The 20,632-nt window shown below is 68.6% G+C and carries 17 protein-coding genes and 1 tRNA gene; 8 read left to right on the top strand and 10 right to left on the bottom strand.

Annotated features, from left to right (window positions below):
• Positions 1-58: 58 nt before the first annotated feature.
• A complete protein-coding gene (locus ACZ3TS_RS06300) occupies positions 59-307 on the bottom strand; it encodes a helix-turn-helix domain-containing protein (protein ID WP_467614103.1) in 249 nt (82 codons plus the stop codon).
• A 278-nt stretch (positions 308-585) separates the two neighbouring features.
• Between ACZ3TS_RS06300 and ACZ3TS_RS06295 the strand changes: the two genes are divergently transcribed.
• Positions 586-1,107 (top strand): hypothetical protein, encoded by a 522-nt coding sequence (locus ACZ3TS_RS06295; RefSeq protein ID WP_467614101.1) that lies wholly within the window; start codon positions 586-588, stop codon positions 1,105-1,107.
• A 209-nt stretch (positions 1,108-1,316) separates the two neighbouring features.
• Here the strand turns inward: ACZ3TS_RS06295 and ACZ3TS_RS06290 are convergent, their stop codons facing one another.
• Positions 1,317-1,637 (bottom strand): helix-turn-helix domain-containing protein, encoded by a 321-nt coding sequence (locus ACZ3TS_RS06290; protein WP_079259476.1) that lies wholly within the window; start codon positions 1,635-1,637, stop codon positions 1,317-1,319.
• A gap of 21 nt (positions 1,638-1,658) precedes the next feature.
• Here ACZ3TS_RS06290 and ACZ3TS_RS06285 point away from each other — a divergent pair, with 21 nt between their 5' ends.
• A complete protein-coding gene (locus tag ACZ3TS_RS06285) occupies positions 1,659-2,663 on the top strand; it encodes a site-specific integrase (protein WP_467614099.1) in 1,005 nt (334 codons plus the stop codon).
• A gap of 95 nt (positions 2,664-2,758) precedes the next feature.
• Positions 2,759-4,561 (top strand): hypothetical protein, encoded by a 1,803-nt coding sequence (locus tag ACZ3TS_RS06280; protein WP_467614097.1) that lies wholly within the window; start codon positions 2,759-2,761, stop codon positions 4,559-4,561.
• Positions 4,562-4,806: 245 nt separating this feature from the next.
• On the opposite strand, the gene ACZ3TS_RS06275 is transcribed toward ACZ3TS_RS06280, so the two are convergent.
• Together ACZ3TS_RS06275 and ACZ3TS_RS06270 are read right to left on the bottom strand one after the other, a co-directional pair.
• Positions 4,807-4,891: transfer RNA gene (locus ACZ3TS_RS06275), tRNA-Leu, on the bottom strand.
• Positions 4,892-4,991: 100 nt separating this feature from the next.
• On the bottom strand, positions 4,992-5,438 hold the full coding sequence (locus ACZ3TS_RS06270) for a MarR family winged helix-turn-helix transcriptional regulator (protein ID WP_467614095.1): 447 nt from the start codon (positions 5,436-5,438) through the stop codon (positions 4,992-4,994).
• Between the two features lie 61 nt (positions 5,439-5,499).
• On the opposite strand from ACZ3TS_RS06270, the gene ACZ3TS_RS06265 reads away from it, so the two are divergent.
• A complete protein-coding gene (locus tag ACZ3TS_RS06265) occupies positions 5,500-6,438 on the top strand; it encodes an LLM class flavin-dependent oxidoreductase (RefSeq protein WP_467614093.1) in 939 nt (312 codons plus the stop codon).
• Here the strand turns inward: ACZ3TS_RS06265 and ACZ3TS_RS06260 are convergent.
• The 3 genes from ACZ3TS_RS06260 to sucC all read right to left on the bottom strand — a co-directional run bounded on the left by ACZ3TS_RS06260 (position 6,428) and on the right by sucC (position 10,159).
• On the bottom strand, positions 6,428-7,969 hold the full coding sequence (locus ACZ3TS_RS06260) for an aldehyde dehydrogenase family protein (protein ID WP_467614091.1): 1,542 nt from the start codon (positions 7,967-7,969) through the stop codon (positions 6,428-6,430). The genes ACZ3TS_RS06265 and ACZ3TS_RS06260 overlap by 11 nt on opposite strands.
• A gap of 148 nt (positions 7,970-8,117) precedes the next feature.
• Positions 8,118-9,017, bottom strand: coding sequence for a succinate--CoA ligase subunit alpha (gene sucD / locus ACZ3TS_RS06255; RefSeq protein WP_467614089.1), 900 nt, complete (start codon positions 9,015-9,017; stop codon positions 8,118-8,120).
• An 11-nt stretch (positions 9,018-9,028) separates the two neighbouring features.
• Positions 9,029-10,159: an ADP-forming succinate--CoA ligase subunit beta gene (gene sucC, locus ACZ3TS_RS06250; RefSeq protein WP_467614121.1), complete on the bottom strand. Its 1,131-nt coding sequence runs from the start codon at positions 10,157-10,159 to the stop codon at positions 9,029-9,031.
• Between the two features lie 324 nt (positions 10,160-10,483).
• Between sucC and frc the strand changes: the two genes are divergently transcribed.
• The 4 genes from frc to ACZ3TS_RS06230 all read left to right on the top strand — a co-directional run bounded on the left by frc (position 10,484) and on the right by ACZ3TS_RS06230 (position 16,767).
• Positions 10,484-11,713, top strand: a complete 1,230-nt coding sequence (frc, locus tag ACZ3TS_RS06245; protein WP_467614087.1) for a formyl-CoA transferase — start codon at positions 10,484-10,486, stop codon at positions 11,711-11,713.
• Between the two features lie 4 nt (positions 11,714-11,717).
• Complete coding sequence (locus ACZ3TS_RS06240; protein WP_467614119.1) at positions 11,718-13,862, top strand: acetate--CoA ligase family protein; 2,145 nt, start codon at positions 11,718-11,720, stop codon at positions 13,860-13,862.
• A gap of 120 nt (positions 13,863-13,982) precedes the next feature.
• The gene (locus ACZ3TS_RS06235; RefSeq protein ID WP_467614085.1) at positions 13,983-15,371 is read left to right on the top strand and encodes an OFA family MFS transporter; all 1,389 of its coding nucleotides are present in this window, start codon (positions 13,983-13,985) and stop codon (positions 15,369-15,371) included.
• 1 nt (position 15,372) lies between these two features.
• The gene (locus ACZ3TS_RS06230) at positions 15,373-16,767 is read left to right on the top strand and encodes an OFA family MFS transporter (RefSeq protein ID WP_467614084.1); all 1,395 of its coding nucleotides are present in this window, start codon (positions 15,373-15,375) and stop codon (positions 16,765-16,767) included.
• A gap of 79 nt (positions 16,768-16,846) precedes the next feature.
• On the opposite strand, the gene ACZ3TS_RS06225 is transcribed toward ACZ3TS_RS06230, so the two are convergent.
• The 3 genes from ACZ3TS_RS06225 to eboE are packed head-to-tail and all read right to left on the bottom strand — an operon-like array spanning position 16,847 to position 20,630.
• Complete coding sequence (locus tag ACZ3TS_RS06225) at positions 16,847-18,007, bottom strand: sugar phosphate isomerase/epimerase family protein (RefSeq protein WP_467614082.1); 1,161 nt, start codon at positions 18,005-18,007, stop codon at positions 16,847-16,849.
• Positions 18,004-19,428 (bottom strand): nucleotide pyrophosphatase/phosphodiesterase family protein, encoded by a 1,425-nt coding sequence (locus ACZ3TS_RS06220; protein ID WP_467614080.1) that lies wholly within the window; start codon positions 19,426-19,428, stop codon positions 18,004-18,006. Before ACZ3TS_RS06220 ends, ACZ3TS_RS06225 begins: the two co-directional genes overlap by 4 nt.
• Positions 19,425-20,630: a metabolite traffic protein EboE gene (gene eboE / locus ACZ3TS_RS06215; protein WP_467614078.1), complete on the bottom strand. Its 1,206-nt coding sequence runs from the start codon at positions 20,628-20,630 to the stop codon at positions 19,425-19,427. The genes ACZ3TS_RS06220 and eboE overlap by 4 nt, the downstream gene beginning before the upstream one ends.
• Positions 20,631-20,632: the final 2 nt, after the last annotated feature.

Below are 20,632 nucleotides of genomic sequence, written 5' to 3'. Positions count from 1 at the left end.
CGGCGAGTACTTACTGGGTGGTGCCACGTCTTGCCTCTCGTTTCCTTACGTAGAGATCCTATTGGGTCCCTGTCCGGAAACTTCGGGGCACCTCAGAGTATCCGTGCTGGCCAGGATCGTGACGCAGGAAACCTGTGCGCTGCAGGGTGACCAGGATGCGGTGTGCGGTGGAACGTGAGATACCGAGCTCCCGGGCGGTTTCGGTAACACCGATTTCCCCCCGGTCATACGCCAGGACGAGAACATCCAGGGCCTTCGTCACCGACGCCAAGGCCTCTGTCGCCGACAGATACTTGCCATCCACCATGAAGGAACCGTAACGCTCAAACGTTCCCGGAGACCGGGAGCTTCGACAGAATCCACACGTCAGAATTCTGTGGTGGCACGTCTCACAGTTCCGGAGCGGCATCGCACGAACCCGGCGAGCCAACTCTGCGCCAAGACGGGTCGAGTCCTGCGATAAACCCGACCAGACTTGCCGTGCTTGAGCGCACTGCTGACCGTTTGATAGCGCCTCACAGGAACTGCGTGCGTGCCACAGTGTGCCGTCCCTACACTGGCAGCGACCTTCCTTAGGAGTTCGCTATGGCGGGATACCGGACCGGCGCACCTGCGTCAGACAAGGGTGTCTACATCGGCCAGGCCCGGCATGCCGTGAAGGAGCTGATCACTTCACTGCGCGGCGAGTTGGCGACATTGGAAGCTGTGTACGCGATGATGTGCCAGGGCGTCGAATCCACCGATGTCCGCGAAGAGCCGCCGGACACTGGCGAGGACGCGGCAATCGCCCGGCCTTCCCGGGAGGGTCCGTCTGAAGTTTCTGTCGCCGATGAGGATCCTTCGTCCGAAGATGCGCGCCCGGGCATTAGCACTCGGGCCCTGGGGCCACCGCGTAACGGAAGCATGCGCGATGCGATCCTCACACTCCTGTGCGCTGCTCAAGAGGCAATGTCCATCACCGATATCGCGGCGGCGGTGCGCCCGGGAGCGGACGCGACGGTCCGCTCATCCGTAGGAAAAACCCTCAACCGCATGAAGCAACTCGGCGAGGTGGAAAACGTAGCACCGGGAATGTTCCGGGCCGTGCTGTCATCCCGGGCTGCTTGATCTATCCGAGAACGACCCTCACCCAACAGCAGGCCTCCCTCGATTAGCGGTCGAGGGAGGCCGCCAAACACGCGAACGGACGCTTCTCCTAGCAGGGTTCCGGTCCGTCGCGCACGTTCACTCTAGCGCTCCCACGGGTGGCGCTATAGGGCGTCTGCGCCATTCCGCACTTGAGCGTGCACGACTGACCTTCAATAGGCAATTGGGGATCAGTCATGAGCACATTGGGTCGCATTCGATCCGGGCCAGAGCGCCAGGCCCAGGGCGCGCTCCAGTCGGCAGACCGTCAGCACATCCGGCCAGGTGGCGCCCGCCAGCAGATCGCCGATGGTCTGTCTGCCGACGTTGCTCTGGGCGGCCAGGGCACGCAGCGAGAGCTCCGGCCTCTCACGCAGGGCGGCAGCGAGGCGGCGGGCAATCGTCTGGACCACCGCTGCGGCGGGCTCCCCGGCGATCCGGGCATCCGGCCACTCCTCCGGATCGACGGCGTAGCTCCATGGCGGCGCCGTGCGCGCTCGGCCTCCAGTCATAAAGATGCGTTCCTTCAGCTCGTGATCGACACTGACACCAGTGGCCGGTTAACCGGCCACCTGTCATGGGCCTTGCGCCTGGAGGTCGCTGTGTCGAATCGCCTGCTGGCCTACGCACCGAAGGCGGAGACGGTGCCGCCCGCCCAGTGGCGCCGCATCGCTCCGGTCGTCCGCTCGCTGGGTTTCATGGCCGTCGCAGCGGGACCCTACGGCCCAGACGTGGTCATGACACCGCTCGCACGGCTGGTCGCCTGGGTCGAGGCCCAGGGCCTCCCGCTCGAACCCTCGGTGATCCTTGACCAGAGCACCGTCGAACGGTTCATCCTCGTCGGCTGCCGCGACATGGCCGCCAACAGCCGCCGAACCTGCAGCAGCCAGCTGCGGCGGGCCTCCGAAGCACTCCTGCTGGACCAGCTCGGACAGCATCCGCCGATCCGGCTGAAGGCCACCGCCGCCCCAGTGGCCCCCTACCCGCCAGCAGAAATCGCCTACTGGCTGATCTGGGCGCAGAGCCTGCCCACCCCCGCCCAGCGGCGCAACGCCTGTCTTCTGTTCTGTCTCGGCGTCGGCTGCGGGCTCGCCGTTGAGGATCTTGTGTACGTTCAAGGGCGGGACATCCTCGCGGGCCCCACCGGCCGGGCACTGGTCAAGGTGCACGGGCGCCGTCCGCGCACTGTCGTATGTCGGTACGCCTACGAGGAACTGCTGCTGGCGGAAGCCGCCCACATCCCGGCAGAGGTGTACGCCTTCCGGCCGGACTGGCAGGACCGCACCAGCAAGCACATCGCATCGGACTGGCTGGCCAGGTACCCGCGGATCATCGGCCGTTGTGACGGTGCCGTGCTGCAGACCCAGCGGCTGCGTACGACCTGGCTCGTCGACCTGCTCAATGCAGGTATTCCGCTGAAGGTGATCCTCAAAGCGTCGGGACTCGGGACCCTGCACAGCCTCTCGCGCTACCTCGTCTTCCTCCACGACGTGCCCGAAGCGGAGGCATCCGATCTGTTGCGGGGGGCGGCGGCGTGAGCAGGAAGAACCCGGAGGACAAACCCTGCCGGCGTACCGGCCTCGCCTTACGCCCTGCACCACAGGCCCCCGGCCGTACCCTCAGCGACCGCGTTGTGAGGCAGGTCTTCGACCTCGTGCGCCACAGCGGAGTACTGGAACGCCTTCCCTCCAACGAGCACCGGCCAGGCCCGAAGGGCTTCCCGTTCCGCACAGTGCTGATCGGCCTGATCCTGTCGCAGTACATGGGCAAGAGCGCGAACATCGACGACGCGTGGGAAACGCTCTTCTTCGCCCTGTCTCCAGGGTCCAAGGCCCTCCTTGACGTCCCCGACGTCGACCTGCACATCCGCGAGGGCGCAACGCGAGAAGAGATCGACCGCGTCGCGCACCAGCAGTACGCGACGTCGAAGCGTGTCTACCGGTCCTGGGCCTCGATGACCCGGCGCCTCGACCCTGCACCGCACGACCGCCGCAAGCGGCTGTCGCTGAGCGAGGCCAAGAAGATCCGTCAGAAGTGGAATGCCCTCGCCAACCAGGACACCGTGCGCAATCTGGAGGCCATCGCCCAGGATCTGATTCTCGCTCCGGTGATGGCTTCCTACCGGCGCGGAGACTTCGCTCGTTGGCCTGGCCACATCGCGGTCGACGACACTCCGGTTCCGGTCTGGGGCAAAGAGCCGGACTACCACCAGGACCGGGCCTCGCTTGAGATCACCGCCGGGATGTACGTGAAGGGAGGAACGCAGAAGAAGTCGGGGCCCAGCGGCAAAGCTGCGGCCTCCACGAACACTGGCACCCGGCGCGGCACGGCAAACAAGCCAGTGCCTCGCAAGACCAAGTCGGGACAGGAGAAGAAGGCCAAGGCGCCGGAGAAGAGAGAGTTCCGCTACGCCATGATGGGCGCGTTCCCGGGCCATGGCCATGGCGACCTCGCCGGCGCCTACCCGGCGGTCTGCCTCGGCATGATCCTTCACACCCCGGGCACCGAACCCGGCCCGGCCGCCCTGCGCGCCATCCAGCCGGCCTTCGAACGAGGCCTGGTCAAAGACCTGTTCTGCGCCGACCGGGGCATCACCCAGGCCAAGCCTCACAACCTGCATCTGCAGCTGCTCAAACTCGGCCTCAACGCGGTGAAGCACTACAACGACGACAAGGTCGACCGGCAGGGAGAGTTCCGCGGCATGCAGCTGGTCGGCGGCGAGTTCTACTGCCCGCTGATGCCCACCCCGCTCGTCACTGCGGGCGCCACATACATCGACAGCCGCACGGACGAGGACCGCGCCCACGCACTCAACCTGATCCAATCCCGGAAGGACTACCAGGCCAAGATCAAGGAATACGGGCCCGCAGGGGATCAACGTCGACAGTGCCCCGCCCTCGGGCCGCACGCCACGGTCACCTGCTACCGCCGGCCCCAGCCACGCCCGTCCACCGTCGTCGACCTCGACGCCCCCACTGTCCGTACCCCGGCAGCCCTGCCCACCATTCCCAGGCCCAAGCGGGACACCCCTGTCCACCCAGACATCTGCAGAGGGAAGAGCATCACCGTCCCGGGCACCGTGTTGGCCAAGTGGCGGCAAAAATACCCCCTGTTCACCCCTCGGTGGCAGGAGGCCTGGTCCGGACTGCGCAGTCAGAACGAGGGCGGCAACGGCAACCTGAAGAAGTCCGCCCTCGACAGCATCGACAATCCCCAGCTCCGCCTGCCGCACGGACGCGTCGCACAGACCCTGCTCAATGCCGTCATCATCTTCGTGGCGAACCTCAGAGCCATCCGACGGTTCCTCCGCGATCAGGGCATCCAGCCCCGCAAAGCCAGCCCGCAGAGCGCCGCAACCCAACCCGGTGAGCCCTCCGACCCGCCCCTGGCGCGACCCCTTCCGACCGAGCAGGTCGAGCCGCCGCCACGCGAGTGACACACCCCCGCCGCGCTCCATGCCCTGAAAACCCCACATGCCTGCGCCACGGCTACCAGCCGTCGCGCAGGCATGTCCTGTTTCCGCAGGTGAGAGGCGCAGTGCCTGGACCGCCACCGCCTCACCTCCTCATCGAGCCGATCACGAGGCTTGAGGCCCCAGAAACGACGAATTACCGGTGAGTCACATGACTCGACCGGTAATTCGTGAACGCTTCGGGACGATCTCGTGAACGTCCCAAGGAGTGTCCGAGGGGGGACTTGAACCCCCACGCCCGATAAAGGGCACTAGCACCTCAAGCTAGCGCGTCTGCCATTCCGCCACCCGGACCAGGTGTCAGTCGCCTTGCCTGGGGTCTCCCCGGCGGCGACACGCACAAGAATACCAAGATTTCGGAGTGGCTTTCACCTGCGTTTCCGTCCCGTGGCCGTCACTCTTCGACACCCTCCGCCACGAGGCGCCGCAGCGTGTGAACGAGTGCGGCCGCCGTCTCCTCGTCCAGCGGAGCGAGGAAGCGGCGCTCCGCCGTACGGCGCGCCTCCTCGCCTCTACGCAGGCAGTCCGCCCCCGCGGCGGTCAGCTCGACGATGTTCTTGCGCCGGTCATGTGCACTGCGCCGCCGCTCCACCAGGCCACGGTCCTCCAAGGCGTCGATCAGCGCCACCATCGTGGTGCGGTCCACGCCGAGCCGGGCCGCCACCTCGACCTGCGCGAGCGGTTCCTCGCCGGCGAGGACCACCAGGACGGCCAGTTCGTGGCCGTCGATCCCGAAGGGGGCGAGAGCCTCGGCCGAGGCGCGGGCCAAGCGTAGCTGCGCGTGCTTGAGGAGGTAGCCGAGCCGGGATTCCAGGGGCGTGGGGGTGTGCTCGTCAGCCATGGCGAGAACTGTAGTCAGCCTTGATAGTCAGTGATGCTGATGATTAGGTAGGCTGACGGCCATGACGACCGTGCGCTTCGGCATCAAGACCGCACCCATGCACGTCTCCTACGACGACATACGCCGCGTCTGGCTGGAGGCCGAGGCCGTTCCCGAGATCGAGGACGCCTGGCTCTGGGACCACCTGCTGCCCCTCGCCGGGCCGAAGGACGGGCAGGCGCACGAGAGCTGGACCCTGCTCGCCGCCCTGGCCGCGCAGACCGAGCGACTGCGGCTCGGGGTGCTGGTCACCAGCAACCGGATCCGTCCACCCGCGGTCCTCGGCAAGATGGCCTCGACCGTGGACGTGATCTCCGGCGGGCGACTGGTCCTGGGAATCGGTGTCGGCGGCACGCACCAGCCGTCGGGTGCCGGCGGGATTCCCGGGGACAATCCGGCGATCGCGGAGTACGAGGCGTACGGGCTCGCGCTCGTCCCTCCGGCGGAAGGGATCGCCCGGCTCGGCGAGACCCTCCAGATCCTGAAGCGGATGTGGACCGAGGATGTCTTCGACTTCCCGGGCGGCTACTACCGACTGAAGGGCACCCGGTGCGAGCCCAAACCCGTCCAGCGGCCAGGGCCCCCACTGCTGATCGGCGGCTGGGGCACCCGTCTCCTGCGGCTCGTCGCCGAGCACGCCGACGTGTGGAACATCCCCGGGCCGCCCCACAACAGCGTCGACTTCATCGCCGAACGCGGGCGGGTGCTCGATGCCCACTGCTCCGACCTCGGGCGCGACCCTCGCGAGATCACGTGCTCGGTGCAGGTCCTCGTCTCGTACGACGACCCGGCCGCGACGCGCGCCGGCGTGGACGCGCTCGTCGCGGCCGGGATGAACCACATCGTGCTGAACCTGCCACGGCCCTACCCGACGGGTGTCGCCCGATGGCTGGCCGACGAGATCATCGCCGGGCGGTACACCTGCGAAGCGCACACCGCCCGGCCACCCCTCACGGCATGAGCTGGTACTCCGGGAAGTTGCCCGGCAGCCTCTCCCCCGCCGGCCCCTGCGTCACCGCGCGCACCAGCAGCTCGCCGCCCACGAACGCGCCGCGCCAGGACGCGCCGAAGCCGCCGAAGAGTTCGTCGCGGTCGCCGCGGGAACGGGGTTTGCCGTGGCCGACCTTGAAGGCGCGGATCTGCGGGGCCAGGCGGTCGTACGTCGACCGATCGTCGGTCGAGAGCGTCGCGACCAGCGCGCCGTTCGACGCGTTCATCGCCGCCAGCAGCTCCGCCTCCGTGTCGACCAGGACGATCGTGTCGACCGGGCCGAACGGTTCCGCGTGGTGCAGCGGAGAGGACGGGGGCGGGTTCAGAAGGGTGACCGGCTGGACGTACGCCGACGTGTCCTGGCCCGGCAGGAAGAGCGCTTCGGCCGCCCGGCTGCGGTGCAGCGGGACCGCGCCGCGGTCGATCGCCTCCGCCACCTGGTCGGACAGCTCCTTCGCCTTGGCCGCGTTGATCAGCGGGCCGAAGTCGAGTTGCGGGTAGGGATCGTCACGCTTCTCGACCGCCAGCGGGTGGCCGACCCTGAGCGTGCGGACCGCCGGCAGGTAGGCCGCCAGGAAGTCGTCGAAGAGCTCACACTGCACGACGAAGCGCGGGTATGCGGTGCAGCGCTGTTTGCCGTAGTCGAAGAGCTTGGGGATGACCGCCGTGAGCGACTCCCAGTCCGTGTAGTTCCAGATGCCCCAGGCGTTCAGGCCCTCCTGTTCGAGGATGTGCCGTTTGCCGAGGTCTGCGACTGCTGTCGCGACCGCCGCGCCCGTGTCCCGGCCACCGACGAAGGAGACGCAGCCGATCTCGGGCGCCCGCACCAGCGCCTCCGAGAGCTCGCCTCCGCTGCCGCTGACGAGGGTGACCGGGATGCCCTCGCGTGCGGCGAGGGCGCTCGCCAGGGTGAGGCAGGCGAGACCGCCGTCGGTCGGGGTCTTGGCGATGACCGCGTTGCCCGCCAGGGCCTGGACCAGCATCGCGTGGACCAGGACGCTCATCGGGTAGTTCCAGCTCGCGATGTTGGAGACGGGGCCGTCCAGCGGTGACCGGTCGCCGATCATCGGTTCGATTCCGTCCACGTACCAGCGCACGCCGTCGATCGCCCGGTCCACGTCGGCCTGGGCGAGCCGCCAGGGCTTGCCGATCTCCCAGACGAGGAGCAGGGCGAGCAGTTCGCGGTGTTCGGTGAGCGCGTCGAGGGTCGCGGCGACCCGGGCCCGGCGCTCGGCCAGGGGCACATGGCGCCAGGCTCGGTGCTGGTCCAGTGCCGCCCGCACGGCGCGCTGGGCGGTCGCGCGGTCCAGGCGCGGCGGACCCGCGATGGGGCTGCCGTCGACCGGGCTGGTGGCGGGCAGGGCCCGGCCGTCCGCCTGCCAGGAGGAGTCCCAGAGGTTGAGGACGCGGTCGTCCCTGAAGGCTTCGGGGGCGACGGCGAGGCAGCGCTGCCAGGCGTCGGCCCAGGACGTACCGGTTTTGAGGGTGAGAGTGGGTGCCATCGGATTGCTCCGCTCTCGGTGCACAGTCGGGGCGGGGTGGATGCATGGCTCGTCTACGCACGTGATCGCCGAGATCGCATGGGCCGTACGCGGACGTCGTACCAGGGGACGCCAGCGAGGCGCCGGAGCACCGGAAAGTAACCTCGCGTTAACTATGAGTGACATCACGCCCCGCTGCCAGCAGGGCGAGCACCAGGTGCGCCGTCTCGGTGGGCGTCCCGCCCACCTTCACTCCTACCCCCTCCAGCGCCTCTTTCTTCGCCTGGGCGGTGCCGGAGGAACCGGAGACGATGGCGCCCGCGTGCCCCATCGTCTTCCCTTCGGGCGCGGTGAAGCCGGCGATGTAGCCGACGACGGGCTTGGTGACGTGGTCACCGATGAACGCGGCGGCTCGTTCCTCGGCGTCGCCGCCGATCTCGCCGATCATCACGATCAGTTCGGTGTCGGGGTCGGCCTCGAAGGCGGCCAGACAGTCGATGTGGGTCGTGCCGACGACGGGGTCACCGCCGATGCCGACGCAGGTCGAGAAGCCGATGTCCCGCAGTTCGTACATGAGCTGGTACGTCAGCGTGCCGGACTTCGACACCAGACCGATACGGCCCGGCTTGGTGATGTCGGCGGGGATGATGCCCGCGTTCGACTGACCCGGAGTGATCAGGCCCGGACAGTTCGGGCCGATGATCCTGGTGCCTTTCGACGTGGCGTACGAGGTGAAGGCGACGGAGTCGTGGACCGGGATGCCCTCCGTGATGACGACCGCGAGGCCGATGCCCGCGTCGGCGGCCTCGACCACCGCGGCCTTCGCGAAAGCGGGTGGTACGAAGACGACAGTGACGTCCGCACCGGTCGCCTCCATGCCCTCGCGCACCGAGCCGAAGACGGGGACGGCCCGGTCGTCGAAGTCGACGGTGCGGCCCGCCTTGCGCGGGTTGACGCCGCCGACGACGTCCGTGCCGGCCGCGAGCATACGGCGGGTGTGTTTCATGCCCTCGCCGCCGGTCATGCCCTGGACGAGGACCTTGCTCTCCTTGGTGAGGTAGATGGCCATGGCACGCTCCTTCAGACGGCGTCGGCGAGTTGGGCGGCGCGGCGCGCGGCGCCGTCCATGGTGGTGGCCTGCTGGAGCAGGGGGTGGGCGTGCTCGTCGAGGATCGCGCGTCCCCGCGCCGCGTTGTTGCCGTCCAGGCGGACGACCAGCGGCTTGGTCAGCTGCACGGAGTCCAGGGCCTGCACGATGCCGTCGGCGACCGCGTCGCAGGCGGTGATCCCGCCGAAGACGTTGACGAAGACCGACTTGACGGCAGGGTCGGAGAGGATGACGGACAGCCCGTCGGCCATGATCTGGGCGGAGGCTCCGCCGCCGATGTCGAGGAAGTTGGCGGGGCGGGCGCCACAGCCCGCGACCACGTCGAGTGTCGACATGACGAGGCCCGCGCCGTTGCCGATGATGCCGACCTCGCCGTCCAGCTTCACGTAGTTGAGGCCCTTGGCGGCGGCTCGCGCCTCGAGCGGGTCGTCGTGCTCCGCGCCTTCCGCGCCCCAGCGCGCCTGCCGGAAACGGGCGTTGTCGTCGAGCGTGACCTTGCCGTCGAGGGCGAGTATGTGGCCCTGCTTCGTCCGGACGAGCGGGTTGACCTCGACGAGCAGGGCGTCCTCACGGACGAGCACCTCCCAGAGCCGTACGAGTACGTCGACGGTCTGTGACGGCAGCCCGGCCGCCGCGGCGATCTCGCCCGCCTTGGAGGAGGTGACGCCCTCGGCCGGGTCGATGTGCACGCGCGCCACCGCTTCGGGCCGGCTCGCGGCGACCTCCTCGATCTCCATGCCGCCCTCCGCGGACGCGATCGCGAGGAAGCGGCCGGCGGCACGGTCGAGGACGTAACTGACATAGAACTCGCGCTCGATGTCGACCGGCTGGGCCAGCATCACCTTGCCGACCGTGTGCCCCTTGATGTCCATGCCGAGGATCTGGCGTGCCGTGAGCTCGGCGGCGGCCGGGTCCGCGGCGAGCTTGACGCCGCCCGCCTTGCCGCGGCCGCCCGTCTTCACCTGCGCCTTGACCACGACCCGGCCGCCGAGCCTGCGGGCGATCTCGCGCGCCTCCTTGGGTGAGTCCGTGACCTCGGCCCTCGGCACGACGATGCCGTGCGCCTCGAAGAGGTCCCTTGCCTGGTGTTCGTACAGGTCCATCTCGGCTCCTGTCTGCCACGTCATCGGGAGGCCGGGCTCCCGATGACTGAAAAGTGCCGCACGCCCCCTGGACACCACCCACCGGATGCGGGATAACAAGCTTCATACAGTATTCGTCGACTGTATGCAATGTACGAGAGAGCGTTCCGACCCCTCCGAAGGGAGGCTCCGTCATGCCCGACAGCACCAGTCGGTCGGTATCGAACCCGCGCCGCGCCGGGCCCGTGAGTCCGGGAAACCTTCGCTGATCAACGTCTGGGTGAACCCGGACACATACGCCCCTGGCACGAAGAACCAGACCATGCACAAGTGAGGAGCGCTGTCATGACCAAGGCCCTCGACGGCATCCGCGTCCTGGACATGACCCACGTGCAGTCCGGGCCCTCCGCGACCCAGCTGCTCGCCTGGCTCGGCGCGGACGTCGTCAAGCTGGAGGCGCCGACCGGTGACATCACGCGCACGCAACTGCGCGACCTCCCGGACGTCGACTCCCTCTACTTCACGATGCTCAACTGCAACAAGCGGAGCATCACCCTCAACACCAAGACCGAGCGCGGCAAGGAGATCCTCACCGAGCTGATCCGGCGCTCCGACGTCATGGTCGAGAACTTCGGTCCGGGCGCGGTCGACCGCATGGGCTTCACCTGGGACCGTATCCAGGAGATCAATCCGCGTGTCGTCTATGCCTCCATCAAGGGGTTCGGCGACGGCCCGTACACCAACTTCAAGGCGTACGAGGTCGTCGCGCAGGCCATGGGCGGCTCGATGTCGACCACCGGTTTCGAGGACGGGCCGCCTCTCGCGACGGGGGCCCAGATCGGGGACTCGGGCACGGGCGTGCACGCCGTGGCGGGGATTCTCGCGGCGCTGTTGCAGCGGGAGAAAACCGGGCGTGGGCAGCGGGTCAACGTGGCCATGCAGCACGCTGTACTCAACCTGTGCCGGGTGAAGCTGCGCGATCAGCAACGCCTGGCACACGGGCCGCTCGCTGAATATCCCAACGAGGACTTCGGCAACGAAGTTCCCCGCTCGGGAAACGCCTCCGGCGGAGGCCAGCCCGGCTGGGCGGTCAAGTGCGCGCCGGGCGGCCCGAACGACTACGTGTACGTCATCGTGCAGCCCGTCGGCTGGAAGCCGGTCAGCGAGCTCATCGGCAGGCCCGAACTCGCGGACGACCCCGAGTGGGCGACGCCGGAGGCACGGCTGCCGAAGCTCGGCAAGATGTTTCAGCTCATCGAGGAGTGGTCCTCGACGCTGCCCAAGTGGGAGGTCCTGGAGCGGCTCAACGCCCACAACATCCCGTGCGGGCCGATCCTGTCGACCAAGGAGATCATCGAGGACGAGTCACTGGCCGCCAACGAGATGGTGGTGCGCGTACAGCACCCGGAGCGCGGCGAGTTCGTGACCGTGGGCAGCCCGCTCAAGCTCTCCGACTCCCCCGTCGAGGTGACCGGTTCGCCGCTGCTCGGCGAGCACAACGAAGAGATCTACATCGGTGAACTGGGTCTCGGGGACGAGGAGTTGCACCTGCTGAAGTCGAGCGGGGTGATCTGACGTGATGGCCGAGGACCGGATGCTGAGGGTGCGGTCGCTCCTGGACGCCGTGCGGGCGGAGGGCCGCACCGCGCTCACCGCGCCCGAGGGCAAGGTGATCGCCGACGCGTACGGGATCGCCGTACCCGGCGAAGAGCTGGCGACGGACGTCGAGGAGGCGGTGGCGTACGCGGCTCGGTTCGGCGGGCCGGTCGTCATGAAGATCGTCTCCCCCGACATCCTGCACAAGACCGACGCCGGCGGCGTGGTCGTCGGCGTCGAGGGCGCCGCGGACGTACGCGCCGCGTTCCACAAGATCGTCGAGAACGCGCGCGTCTACGACGCCGACGCCCGGATCGAGGGTGTGCAGGTGCAGGAGCTGCTGCCACAGGGCCAGGAGGTCATCGTCGGCGCGGTGACCGACCCCACCTTCGGCAAGGTCGTGGCCTTCGGCCTCGGCGGGGTGCTCGTGGAGGTCCTCAAGGACGTCACGTTCCGGCTCGCGCCCGTGGACGCCGACGAGGCGCTGTCCATGCTGAACTCGATCCGCTCGGCGGAGATCCTGCGCGGGGTGCGCGGTCAGGCGGCCGTGGACCGGTGGGCGATCGCCGAGCAGATCCGTCGGGTCTCCCAACTCGTCGCCGACTTCCCGGAGATCGCCGAGGTGGACCTCAACCCGGTGATCGCCACGCCGGACGGCGCGGTCGCGGCCGACATCCGCGTGATCCTCTCCGACTCACCCGTCAAGAAGCGCAGGCGCTACACGCGCGACGAGATCCTCACGTCCATGTGCCGGTTGATGCAGCCGTCCTCCGTGGCCGTGATCGGGGCCTCCAACGAGCCGGGCAAGATCGGTAACGCAGTCATGCACAACCTCATCGACGGCGGCTTCTCCGGAGAGATCCATCCGGTGAACCCCAAGGCCGATGACATCCTGGGCCGCAAGGCGTACAAGAGTGTCACGGACGTTCCCGGAGAGGTGGATGTGGCGGTCTTCGCTGTTCCCGCCAAGTTCGTGGCCGCGGCACTGGAGGAGGTGGGACGCAAGAGGATCCCCAACGCCGTCCTCATTCCCTCCGGGTTCGCGGAGACCGGTGAGCACGAACTGCAGGCCGAGGTGGAGGCGATCGGCGAGCGGTACGGCGTCCGCCTGCTCGGGCCGAACATCTACGGCTACTACTCGACCTGGCAGGACCTGTGCGCCACGTTCTGCACTCCGTACGACGTCAAGGGCGGGGTCGCGCTGACCTCGCAGTCCGGTGGCATCGGGATGGCCATCCTCGGCTTCGCGCGGACGACGAAGACCGGCGTGTCGGCGATCGTCGGACTCGGCAACAAGTCGGACCTCGACGAGGACGACCTCCTGACGTGGTTCGGCGAGGACCCGCACACCGAGTGCATCGCGATGCACCTGGAGGATCTCAAGGACGGGCGCGCCTTCGTGGAGGCCGCACGCGCGACGGTGCCGAAGAAGCCGGTCGTGGTGCTGAAGGCGGGGCGTACGGCCGCGGGCGCGAAGGCCGCCGGTTCGCACACCGGGGCGCTCGCGGGCGACGACGCCGTCTACGACGACATCCTGCGGCAGGCCGGTGTCATCAGGGCGCCCGGGCTGAACGAGATGCTGGAGTATGCGCGCGCGTTGCCGGTGCTGCCCACCCCCAAGGGCGACAACGTCGTGATCATCACGGGCGCCGGCGGCAGCGGTGTTTTGCTGTCCGACGCGGTCACCGACAACGGTCTCTCCCTCATGGAGATCCCACCCGACCTGGACGCGGCCTTCAGGAAGTTCATCCCGCCCTTCGGGGCCGCAGGCAACCCCGTGGACATCACGGGCGGCGAGCCGCCGTCGACGTACGAGGCCACGATCAGGCTGGGCCTCGAGGACCCGCGCATCCACGCGCTCGTCCTCGGCTACTGGCACACCATCGTGACCCCTCCCATGGTGTTCGCCGAGCTCACCGCGCGCGTGGTGGCCGAATTCCGCGCGAGGGGCATCGAGAAGCCGGTGGTGGCGTCGCTCGCCGGTGACGTCGAGGTCGAGGAGGCCGGCCAGTACCTCTACGAGCGAGGGGTCGTGGCGTACCCCTACACCACCGAGAAGCCGGTGGCCGTGCTCGGTGCGAAGTACCGGTGGGCACGGGCCGCGGGACTGTTGGGGGGCGGGTCATGACCTGAGCGAACGCGGGGGCGGCCGACGGTGCGCGTCGGCCGCGCCCCGGACCCGTGCGCGCACGAAAGGCATTGGACAGGGGGCGCTGGCCAGATCTTTCGACGCAAGGGGTACTGAGCAATGACAACTACCGACTATTCGACGTCTGTCCCCTACAGGGAGGTGACGGACCGCAACGGCCGCGTGTACCGACTCGGCGAGTCCGACGTCGACATCATGGGCCGACCACGGAAATGGATGGTCATCCTGCCCTGGGTGGGCATGATGGGCATCAGTTCCGCCGAGTACGCGTTCACGTCGGCGGAGGACACACTCCACGAGGCTCATCTGTGGAGCAGTGGACACATCTTCTGGCTCATGGGCGTCTGGGTGTTCTTCCAGGCGGCCGTGGCCTTCCCCGCCGGTCAGCTGCGGGAGAGCGGGAAACTGCCCGCCCGTACGGCCATGCTGATCGGCGCGGTCGGCACGATGCTGGGCTATGTGTCACTGGCCTACGCGCCGAACGTGCTGGTCGCCTACCTCGGCTTCGGCATGTGCAGCGGCATCGGCGCCGGCCTCGTCTACGCGACCTGCGTGAACATGGTCGGCAAGTGGTATCCGGAACGGAAGGGCGGCAAGACCGGCTTCGTCAACGGCGGTTTCGCCTACGGATCCGTACCGTTCGTGTTCCTGTTCACGTCGTACATGGACCTGAGCAACTACCAGACGGTGCTCGCCACGGTGGGCATCGGGCTGTGCGTCGTGGTGGCCTCCGCGGGCTGGTTCTTCAAGGACCCGCCGAAGAACTGGTGGCCCGCGAGCGTGGACCCGCTGAAAGCGACCGACGACCCGCGCATCCGCCGGGCCCTGGAGAAGAACCCGCCGGCGATCAAGCAGTACACGCCGCGGGAGGCCGCTCGTACTCCGGTCCTGTGGATGATGTGGTTCTGCCTGCTGTGCACGGCCGGCATCAACATCTTCGGCATCGCCTTCCAGGTCCCGTTCGGCAAGGACATGGGCTTCGCGGGTGGAATCGTGGCCACGGCGATGTCCCTGAAGGCCATCGTCAACGGCACCGGACGCGGTGTCATCGGCTGGATATCCGACCGCTACGGGCGCCGCAACACGCTGATCATCGTGTGCCTCGTGCTCGGCACCGCACAGTTCGGCGTGCTGGTCTCCGGCCAGATGGGCAGCATGCCGTTCTTCCTGTTCTGCTCGATGGTCTCCGGCTTCGGCGGCGGGGCGATCTTCCCGCTCTTCGCTGCCATGACCGCGGACTACTTCGGTGAGAACAACAACGCCAGCAACTACGGCATGGTCTACAGCTCCAAGCTGATCTCGGGCCTCGTCGGCTCCGGCATGGGCTCGATCGTCGTCGGCGCGTGGGACTACCACGGCGCCTTCGTCCTGGCCGGCTGCATCGGCCTGGCCTCCGCGGTCCTGGCACTCTTCCTCAAGGCCCCGGGCAGGCCCAACGCCCGGCGCATCGTCCCCAATTCTCAGCCGCTCGGCGAGGAGATGGCGTAATATGACGGCAGACCCCATAGCCACGAACAGCACCGGCGCCGAGCAGCGCTCGTACCGTGAAGTGACCGACGCGCGGGGGCGCGTGTACCGCGTCGGCGAGACCGACCGTGACATCCTCGGCCACTCGCGCAAGATCATGGTGTACCTGCCGTGGATCGCCATGATGGCCATCAGCGTCTTCGAATACGCCTTCGGCTCCGCGGAGGACACCCTGTCCCACGCGCACGGCTGGACGCAGAGCAACACCTTCTGGATCCTCAGCGTCTGGGTCTTCTTCCAGGCCGGCATCGCCTTCCCGGCCGGCTGGCTGCGGGAGAAGGGCATACTGACCGCGCGGTCGGCGATGTACATCGGCTCCGTGATGTGCGTCGTGGGCTTCCTGGCCCTGTCCCACCTGCACAACGTGTGGCTGGCCATCCTCGGCTTCGGCGTCATCGGCGGCGTCGGCTCCGGGCTGGTCTACGCGACCTGCATCAACATGGTCGGCAAGTGGTTCCCCGAACGGCGCGGCGCGCGCACGGGTTTCGTCAACGGCGGATTCGCGTACGGCTCCCTGCCCTTCATCTTCATCTTCAACTACGCCTTCGACACCGCGAACTACCACCGTGTCCTGGACCTCATCGGCTGCTACATCCTGATCGTGGTCTTCGGCTGCGCGATGTTCTTCAAGGACCCGCCGAAGAACTGGTGGCCGGCGGACATCGACCCGCTGACGTACTCCGCCGGCCAGAAGAGTGGGACGGGCCTGGCCAAGAACCCGCCGGCGGTGAAGCAGTTCACCCCGAAGGAGGCCATCAGGACGGGCATGCTGCCCCTGATGTGGCTGTCCATCGTGCTGACCGCAGGTGTTTCCATCTTCGGTATCTCCTTCCAGGTCGACTTCGCCAAGGAGGTGGGCTTCGGCCCGCTGGTGGCGGCGTCCTCGATGGGTGTCATGGCGGTCATCAACGGCATCGGACGCGGTGTCGTCGGCTGGATGTCCGACAAGTGGGGCCGCAAGTCGACGCTGGTGATGGTCATCGTCGTCCTGGGCCTCGCCCAGTTCGGTGTGATCTGGGCGGGCGACGTCAAGAGCGAGGCGCTCTTCCTGTTCTTCGCCTTCCTCTCCGGCTTCGGCGGCGGCGCGTTCTACCCGTTGTTCGCGGCGCTGACCCCTGACTACTTCGGTGAGAACTACAACGCCACCAACTACGGTCTGGTGTACAGCGGCAAGCTGATCAGCGGTCTGTTCGGAGGTGGTCTCGGCTCGATGGTGGTCGCCGCCTGGGGCTACAACGGGGCGTACGCCCTGGCCGGCTGCATCTCGATGGTCGCCGCCGCGATCGCACTGCTGCTGCGACAGCCCGGGCGGGACCGGGAGGTGACCGCGGCACCCCAGCCGCAGCCCGCGGGCTGACGGTTCCCGGCATGTGAGGAGGCCCCTCCCCGATCGGGGAGGGGCCTCCTCGTGTGTCCGCGATCCGCTGCCTCCGGCGCTACTTCCGGCGCAGGGCGGCCAGGTTCCGGTAGCCGATCCCCGCGTGTTCGAGCGACTGGGCCGGGTTGGTGGAGCTGGGCGCGTTGTCCTGCTCGACCATCGGGTTGTGATAGTTGCGGTGGCCGACCCGGGAGAAGAACGTCGTGTAGTCGATGACACCGGTACCGAACGGCACCATGTCATAGCCCATTCCGTTGGTGGTGTTGACGACGCCGTCCTTGGCGTGGAACAGGGGGTAGCGCATGTTGTGGCAGGCGACCAGGCCCGCCGGGTCGAAGACGTTCTCCTGCGTGCTGCCGTCGTGGGCGGTGTACGTGTGGAACTTGTACTGGGCCACGTGCGCCCAGAAGATGTCCATCTCCAGCCAGATCAGCTTCGGGTCGGTGATGGACAGGAAGTACTCCAGCTTGCGGATGCCGGAGCTACGGGTCGGGCGGCCCTGGGCGTCGAGCGGACCGCCGTCGAGCAGGAATCCGTACGCCGCGTCGTGGTTGTGGGTGTAGAGCTTGATCCCGGCGCTGCGGGCGACCTCGCCCAGGGCGTGCCACTTGTCGGCGGCCACGTCCCAGTCGGCCTTGTAGGAACTGCCGGTGGGATCGCCGCCGGTGCCCATGTGGTCCATGCCGAGGATGTTCGCGATCTCGAGGTGCTTCTTGAAGGTGTCCAGGTCCGCGGTGGTCAGGGGCCAGGAGCTCGGGATGAAGCCGTGGTTGCCTTGCGCCCGCAGCCCGTACTCGTCCAGCCAACGGCGCAGCAGCCGGGCGCCCTGGACGGACTCCAGGCTCGCCCCGCCGGGCGCGTTGGCGTGCTGGCCGTATCCGGCGAACTCGACCTGCCGGTAGCCGAAGCGGGCGAGCTGCCCGAACACCTCGCGGAACCCGGACGGCAGGGTTGTGGAGAGCGGGTCGCGGCCGATCGCGTCGCGGACCGTGTAGAGGATGATGCCGCGCTTGTCGGCGGGGACGAGCAGCTGCCCTCTGCCGCCCTCCCCGGCCGGGGCCGCCGACGCGGCCTGCACAGGGGCCGCACCGAGGACCGGAGCGGCGATCGCGCCCGCCGCGACGGCGGTGCACGTGCTCAGGAAGCGGCGACGGTCGATACCGAGGCTGCGGCGCAGGGGTTCATCGGTGCCGTTGACGGTTGCGTGGAAGTCGTTCACGGGTGCCTCTCTCTGGGCTGGTGGTCCGGTAGGCCCGCCAGGGCGAGCAGGAGTGACTTCACGTCGGTGGCCGCGACGCGGTCGCCGACTGCGCGGGGGGTGGAGCAGATGAGGAGCGGACCGTCGTCGTCGCTCGTGGGAAGGCGGCCGTGGCTGCCGCGAATGGGTGACGGGTCGAGGGGCACGACCGCCATGCGGTAGCGCATGCCGAGTTTCTTGCGGGCCAGGGCGGTGGCCGCCTTGACCTTGACGTAGGGGTCGAGCGGATCCATGAAGAGTTCGACCGGGTCGTAGCCCGGTTTGCGGTGGATCTCGACGAGTCGCGCGAAGTCGGGCGCGCGGGCGTCGTCGAGCCAGTAGTAGTACGTGAACCAGGCGTCCGACTCCGCGACGGCGACGAGTTCGCCGGAGCGCGGATGGTCGAGGTGATGGGTCTTCTTGCCCTCGTCGTCGAGGAGTTGCTCGATGCCGGGCAGGCCGGCGAGTGCGGCCCGGGTGGCTTCGAGGTCCTCGGGGCGGCGTACGTAGACGTGGGCGATCTGGTGGTCGGCGACCGCGAAGGCGCGGGAGGCCATCGGGTCGAGGTACTCCATGCCGTCCTGCGTGTGCACCTCCAGGAGGCCGGCGCGACGCAGGGCGCGGTTGATGTCGACCGGACGGTCCACGGGCGTGATGCCGTACTCGGACAGTACGACGACGGTACGGCCCTCGGCGCGGGCGTCCTCCAGGAGTGGGGCCATGGCGGCGTCCAGTTCGGCGGCCGCCTTCAGGGAGCGTGGGTCGTCGGGACCGAAGCGCTGCAGGTCGTAGTCGAGATGGGGGAGGTAGCAAAGGGCCAGATCGGGGCGGCGGGTGCGCACGATGTGGCGGGTGGCGTCGATGATCCACCGGCTGGAGACCAGGTCGGCGCCGGGCCCCCAGAAGTGGAAGAGGGGGAACGTGCCGAACTTGTCGGTGAGCTCGTCGTGCAGGGCCGGAGGCCTGGTGTAGCAGTCGGGTTCCTTGCGGCCGTCGGCGTAGTAGACCGGACGAGGGGTGACGGTGATGTCGGTGTCGGCGCCCATGGCGTACCACCAGCAGATGTTGGCGACCGTGTAGCCGGGGTGCACCCGGCGGGCGGCGTCCCACAGCTTGTCCCCGGCGACGAGACCGTTGTGCTGCCGCCACAGGAGTACGTCGCCGAGCTCGCGGAAGTACCAGCCGTTGCCGACGATGCCGTGCTCGGAGGGCATGGCGCCGGTCAGGAAAGTGGACTGGGCGGCGCAGGTGACGGCGGGCAGGACGGTGCCGAGCGGCGCGCGGGAGCCGGACCGGCCGAGCGCCTGGAGGTGGGGCATGTGGTCAAGGAGACGGGGGGTGAGGCCGACGACGTCCAGGACGAGGAGCGGGGTGGGGCCTGCGGTGGTCCGCCGGGCGCTCATGGGAGCTCCTTCAGGCCGAGGTCGGTCAACAGGTCGCGGGCGAGGGTCAGTTCGGCGGCGATGCCGTCGGCGAGACGGGCACGGGCGCGGGGCCGCAGCTCGGGCGGGAGGGCTTGCCAGGTGTAGGTCTCGACCTCGAGGTGACGGGTGAGAGGATGCGGGCCGCCGACGAGCCCGGCCAGTGCCGCCTTCAGAACGGGGAGCGTGGAGGTGAGGGGCGCGGCGGGGGCCGCGTGCAGCGGGACGTGGAAGTGGGCACGCCAAGCGGAGCCGTCCGGCAGGACATCGCCCTGGAGGGCCTCGCCGAGGTCGTCGGTTCCGCGCAGCCCGGCGGCGATGGGGGTCCCTCCCGCTCGAACGGAGTCGAGAGTGGGCAAGGTGCGGGTCTGGTGCAGGAAGCGGGGCTCGTCGAACGCGGCGAGGGCCTCTCGGACGTCGGGGCGATGGGGGTGTTCGGCGTGCAGGGCTGCTGACAGCTGGGATTTGACCACCGGGATATGGGCGCGGGTGAGCGCGTCCAGGGCGGCGTGCGGGTCTTCGAAGGAGGTGGCGAGGTGGCAGGTGTCGACGCAGATGCCGATGCGGTCGTGGGCGATCGCGGTCAGCGGGGCGATGGCGTCGCCGGTGGTCTCGACGGCGCAGCCGGGTTCCGGTTCCAGGCCGACGCGGATCGAACGGCCGGTCAGCTCCATCAGGGCGTCGAGGCGTTCGCCGAGGGTGCGCAGGGCGGCGTGGGCCGTCTGCGTGCGCCGCTCGTCTTCGGCGGTGCGCCAGAAGAGCGGCAGGGTGGAGACGCTGCCCTCGCTGACGTCGTCCGGGAGCAGGCTCGCGAGGACGCGGGCGAGGGCGGTGGTGTGGTCGAGGCGTGCGGCATCGCCCCAGTCCGGCCTGTAGACGCGGTACTTGACCTCCTGGGCGCCGAAACCCTCGTAGGGGAAGCCGTTGAGGGTGACGACCTCCAGGCCGCGGCGGTCGAGTTCGGTGCGCAGGCGGCGCAGCGCGGACGGGTCGGTGACGAGGGCCTGGGCGGCGTCCCTGGCGAGCCAGAGGCCGATGCCGAGGCGGTCACGGCCGAGCCGGCGACGGACCTCCTCGCAGTGGTCGCGGAGCTGGGCGAGGACGCCGTCGAGGGTTTCGGCGGGGTGGACGTTGGTGCAGTAGGCGAGGTGGACCGTGGTGCCGTCGGGGTGGCGGAAGCGCATCG

It is taken from the genome of Streptomyces sp. NPDC022910 (assembly GCF_055561075.1).
This window is presented reverse-complemented; position numbering and strand designations above follow the sequence as displayed.

What these genes read in the sequence shown, in the direction of transcription:
- ACZ3TS_RS06300 (WP_467614103.1), bottom strand. Translation starts at nt 307, where the DNA reads ATGGTGGATGGCAAGTATCTGTCGGCGACAGAGGCCTTGGCGTCGGTG.
- ACZ3TS_RS06295 (WP_467614101.1), top strand. Translation starts at nt 586, where the DNA reads ATGGCGGGATACCGGACCGGCGCACCTGCGTCAGACAAGGGTGTCTAC.
- ACZ3TS_RS06290 (WP_079259476.1), bottom strand. Translation starts at nt 1,637, where the DNA reads ATGACTGGAGGCCGAGCGCGCACGGCGCCGCCATGGAGCTACGCCGTC.
- ACZ3TS_RS06270 (WP_467614095.1), bottom strand. Translation starts at nt 5,438, where the DNA reads ATGGCTGACGAGCACACCCCCACGCCCCTGGAATCCCGGCTCGGCTAC.
- ACZ3TS_RS06265 (WP_467614093.1), top strand. Translation starts at nt 5,500, where the DNA reads ATGACGACCGTGCGCTTCGGCATCAAGACCGCACCCATGCACGTCTCC.
- ACZ3TS_RS06260 (WP_467614091.1), bottom strand. Translation starts at nt 7,969, where the DNA reads ATGGCACCCACTCTCACCCTCAAAACCGGTACGTCCTGGGCCGACGCC.
- sucD (WP_467614089.1), bottom strand. Translation starts at nt 9,017, where the DNA reads ATGGCCATCTACCTCACCAAGGAGAGCAAGGTCCTCGTCCAGGGCATG.
- sucC (WP_467614121.1), bottom strand. Translation starts at nt 10,159, where the DNA reads ATGGACCTGTACGAACACCAGGCAAGGGACCTCTTCGAGGCGCACGGC.
- frc (WP_467614087.1), top strand. Translation starts at nt 10,484, where the DNA reads ATGACCAAGGCCCTCGACGGCATCCGCGTCCTGGACATGACCCACGTG.
- ACZ3TS_RS06240 (WP_467614119.1), top strand. Translation starts at nt 11,718, where the DNA reads ATGGCCGAGGACCGGATGCTGAGGGTGCGGTCGCTCCTGGACGCCGTG.
- ACZ3TS_RS06235 (WP_467614085.1), top strand. Translation starts at nt 13,983, where the DNA reads ATGACAACTACCGACTATTCGACGTCTGTCCCCTACAGGGAGGTGACG.
- ACZ3TS_RS06230 (WP_467614084.1), top strand. Translation starts at nt 15,373, where the DNA reads ATGACGGCAGACCCCATAGCCACGAACAGCACCGGCGCCGAGCAGCGC.
- ACZ3TS_RS06220 (WP_467614080.1), bottom strand. Translation starts at nt 19,428, where the DNA reads ATGAGCGCCCGGCGGACCACCGCAGGCCCCACCCCGCTCCTCGTCCTG.
- eboE (WP_467614078.1), bottom strand. Translation starts at nt 20,630, where the DNA reads ATGCGCTTCCGCCACCCCGACGGCACCACGGTCCACCTCGCCTACTGC.